This is a genomic window from Candidatus Acetothermia bacterium, assembly GCA_024653305.1.
Lineage (GTDB): Bacteria > Bipolaricaulota > Bipolaricaulia > Bipolaricaulales > Bipolaricaulaceae > JACIWI01.
This window is the reverse complement of record JANLFW010000036.1, coordinates 1-4,360: the sequence shown is the minus strand read 5'-3', so window position 1 is coordinate 4,360 and position 4,360 is coordinate 1. Positions and strand designations below refer to the sequence as shown.

Sequence of the window (4,360 nt, the reverse complement as noted above, 5' to 3'; positions counted from 1 at the left end):
GCCTCGGGCAGGACCCGCGCCCGGTAGACGACGACGAGCGTCCCCCCGCTGTTGACCTGGGCGGAGATGCTTGCCGTGATGAGGCCGGTGGTTCCGTCGGGGATCCCGAGGGACCCGGCGCTCGGCGGGCTGTCCACGGTGTAGGTCCCGTCTCCGCCCGCGTCGTAGGCGAGGCCGAACGGGAGGTTGTCCGTGAGGTCCACGTTGTAGGCAGTGCCGAGCCCCACGTTGCGCACGGTGACCCGGTACACGATCACGTCGCCCCACAGGACGATCGGGGTCGGCCACACGGAGACCCCGCCCCGCAGGACGTCGGCGATCTCCTTGTCCAGGGCAAGGCCAGGCTCGACCACAGGGATCCGGGTCGCGTCCCGATCCGGGTAGGTGTCCGGAACGTCCGGGTTGTACTCGGGGATCGGGGCCCCCGCCCCGTCTTTCCCGCTCGTCACGGCGTAGTTCACAAGGTCCACGCCTTGGGAGACTGCGCTCAGGACCCGCACGCGGTAGGTGGCGCTTAGGGTTCCGCCGGGGTTGATCGTGGCCGAGGTGTCCGCGGTGACAAGCCCCGTGGCCCCGTCGGGGATCCCCAGCGAGGCGGGGCCCGCCGGCGGGCTGTCCACGGTGTACAGGCCATCCCCGTAGGCGGTTTCGTACTCCGTGTGGGCTGGAATCTGGTCGGCGAAGTCCACGTTGTACGCCGTGCCGCCGCCCACGTTGCGGACCGTCACCGTGTAGACGATGACGTCGCCGGGTTCGACCGGCCCGGTTGGGCCCCGGCTCACGCCCGCCCGGAGGACGTCGGCAATCGCCTTGTCCAGGGCCAGGGCGGGGACGGTCGCGGGATGGACGACGGGGGCGGAATCGTCCGGGTCGTCGTCCCCGGGGAGGCCGCTGTCCGGGGGAATTGGGGTCCCGTTGCCCTCCTCGCCCGTGGCTCCCATCGTGTTCGTGTACGACCGGCCCTGGCGGGCAAGGCTTGTCACGAGGGCCTGGAAGGAAAGGGTCAGCGCTTCGCCCGGAAGGAGCGTGGCCCCAAGGTCCCAGGCCAGGGAGGGCCCGGGGGCCCCGGAGGGATCCGCACTCGAGCTTCCCCCCGGCCAGGCGGCGCTCGTGCTCCCCGCGACGTAGGCGAACTCCACGGGAAGTTCATCCCACACGTCCACGTTGAATGCCCAGCCCGCCCCCACGTTGGTCACGGTGAGCGTGTAGGTCACGAGGTCCCCCGGCTCAACGGGGACGTTCGTGGCCACGGGAACCCCGCCCCGCAGGATTTGGGCAACGCTCTTTTGGGTCACCAAGGCCGGGCAGCCGCAGCGGGCGAGGGTCTCTACCTCGTTGTTCGCCTCGTTGCACTCGCAGATGAGGTCCCCCTCGTCCACCACGAGCCGGAACACGTGGTCCACGCCACACTTGATCCGCGGGGTCACGTAGCTCACGGTGTACCCCTCGCCCATCGCCAGCGCGGGAACAGCCACGGTGGCGAACAGCGCTCCGTCCACGTAGATGCGTACGGCCGTCGGCGGCGCGTCCTCGGTTCCGACGTTGCGGACCACCGCACTCACCGCGAAGCTGCCGTCCCCCCGGCATTCGACCCGGAGGTCGGTGATCGTCAGATCGGGATCCACCACGGTGAACGACGCTTCCAGCGCGTTGCTCGTGTCGCTGCACTCGCACAGCACGTCATCGGGATCCACCCTCGCGGTAATCGTGTACGCGCCGCAGGGGAGGATCTGGTTCAGGTCTACGGTGACAGTTGCCTCATCCCCAGCGGGAATCGCCGGAAGCGTGATCTCTCCCGTGGCAGCGCCGGTGATCCGGACCACCACTCCCGCCGGGCTCTCCACACACCCGACGTTGGCCACCGTCACCTCCACCCGCCCCGGGGAGCACGCGTCGGGGACGTTCGGTTCCACGGCCACCACCGCCAGATCGGGGATCTCCACGGGGAGGACCGTGCACAGCGTGTTGTTCGTCCCGTCGCACTCGCAGATCGAACCCGTGTGGTCGGCCTCGATGAGGAGGGACACGGTGCAACCGGTGGCTTCGGTACAGAGGTCGATCGGGAACGTGTGGCCTACGGTGAACGTCCGCTCGCCCCCCGCGGGGATGCTGACCCCACTGAACGTCTCCGTCCACGTGTGGAGTACGGTCCCGGAGCAGCCCGCTCCGTCATGGAGGACGAACCGCATCGGCACGTTCGCGGTGAGGGCGGTCCCGCAGCCTTCGTTGCCCAGCGTGACCGTGCCCGAGATCAAGACCAGACCGTCACCCGCACAGGTCAAGGCCAGGTTCTCACGTCGCACCGTGAGGTCAGGAAGGGTAATCGTCCAATCGCGGGAGTTCGCGTTGTTCCCTTCGATGCATTCGCAGATATCGTCACCGAGGTCCAAGGTGACGGTGAACCTGTAGGTGCAGGATTGGCACGACACGGGCCAACCGTCTACGTGGATCGTGCGGGTCGAGTTGGCGTTTACAGGGAGCGTTCCCCCAAAATCCGCACCGAAGTACCCCTCGCGCCACCAACCTGTAGCGGCTTCCTCCACCCGCATCCTGAAGTCCCCTGTGACCGGAGCGTCGCCCGTGTTGCGGACGACGATGGTCACCCGCCCGCTGTGGATCCCATCGTCGACGCAGGTCAGCACAGGGGTGATGTTGCTGGGCGTGAGGGTGAGGTCAGGAATCGTGGCCCGCGCTGTGGCGGTCACTGGACCTCCGCCCGTGCAGCCGTCGGTCGTGTTGGGGTCCCCGTCGAACGGTCCGCAGCCCCACCAGACGCTTGCCGTGTTCGTGCGCAGGGCGCTCGCGCAGTCGTTCGATGGTTGGCTCAGCCGCACCGTGATCTCAAAGGTTCGCGACTCGCCCGGCCCCAGGGGCCCAAACTCCCAGCCCCACTTCTGCGCGCCCATGGGCGTGGCAAGGGGACTGGAGCTCAAGTACTGCAGGCTCGCCCCCAACGTGTCCTCCACGCGCACCCAGTCCGCGCTCGCCCCTCCCGTGTTCTGAACCCGGATCTGCCAGGTGACGGTGCTCCCGGGGTCGTAGCAGTCGAGGGGCACCGTGGCGGGCGTCTTCGTGATCGTGAGATTGGGAACGGCCGGGGCGAGGGACCGCGAGCCCGTCGTCTGCCGTTGGGTCAACCCGCAGCAGTCGTAGTAGTAGACGACGATCCCCGCGTTCCCCGTGGTGCGGTAGCAGGAGGCCTGGACGCGGAACCGCAGGCGCACAGTGCCCCCCGCGGGGATCCCGGCGCACAGGTTGGTTCCCGGGTCGTTCGGGTCGTACCAGTACAGGAACCCCCCGGCGGCCACCGGGTCCGAAGCGGAGAAGAACCCCGACCCACAGTCGATCTCGGTGCTCCCGGGGACGTAGGCGAGCCCGGCGGGGAGGGCAATCCGCACGTCCACCGCGTCTGCGCGGGCGGTGGAGGGGTTGGTCACGGTGAGGGTGAAGGTCGTTGTGTCGCACGACGGGACTTGGCCCGGATCGAGGCTCGAGCTGAGCGTAACGCTGGGATCGCGCGACGCGGTGATAGTGAGGGTAGCAGGCACGCCGGTGAGACAGATGTCGTCGGGGGTGCACGAGCTTCCGTCACTGTCGGCTCCGCAGCCCCACCAAGCGCGGATCGTGTTCGAAAGGTCGCCGCAGCTTGTGTGCTCGGCGGTGAGGGTGAGCTGGGCCATCCCCCCCGGAGGCAAGTTCTCCAGGGCCCACGTGACCGTGGAACCGGAGCTGCACCCGTCGTCCACACCGTAGATCCCGCCGGTGGAGGAGACGTAGGTGAACCCGTCCCCCAGCTCGTCCTCGACCCAGGCGTAGGGGATGGGGATCGGCCCCGTGTTCGTCACGTCAATCCGCCACGTCACCTCTCCCCCGCAGTCGATGGGGCCACTCCCCGAGGGCGAGATCTGGACCTTGTTCACGGAAAGGCTCGGCCGCCGGGCGTCGAGCCGGAACGCCCCAGCCGGGAGCGTCCCCGGCTCGGAGCAGACGTTGAGGTAGTCCACCGAAACCACGAGGTTCCCCCCGGTGAACGAGCAGGAGGCGAGGATCCCGAACTCGATCTCCAGGGTCTCCCGGGACCGGAGCTCCGCCAGGCCCGCGACCTCGAGCTCCGTCCATTCCAGGGTCGCGCCGACGATCGTCGGGTCACCCCCAACTTGCCACGGGTCGCTTCCCTTCCGCCAGCGGGTCGTGCCGGGGACGTAGAGAATCCCGGCCGGGAGGGTCTCCCGGGCCACGAGGCTGTACACCGCGGGGTCGCCCGTGTTCCGAATGCGGATCAGGGCCGGCTGCTCGGTGCAGGTGGCGATGGGGGAGGCGGTGGAGGAGGTCGCCGCAAGCTGGGTCGTGGGGATGCGGA

The 4,360-nt window shown here is 68.9% G+C and carries 1 protein-coding gene; it reads right to left on the bottom strand.

Features of this window, described 5'->3' with window-relative positions; all coding sequences use genetic code 11:
* On the bottom strand, positions 1-4,360 hold a 4,360-nt coding region (locus tag NUV94_07975), incomplete at both ends, for a hypothetical protein (protein ID MCR4392674.1).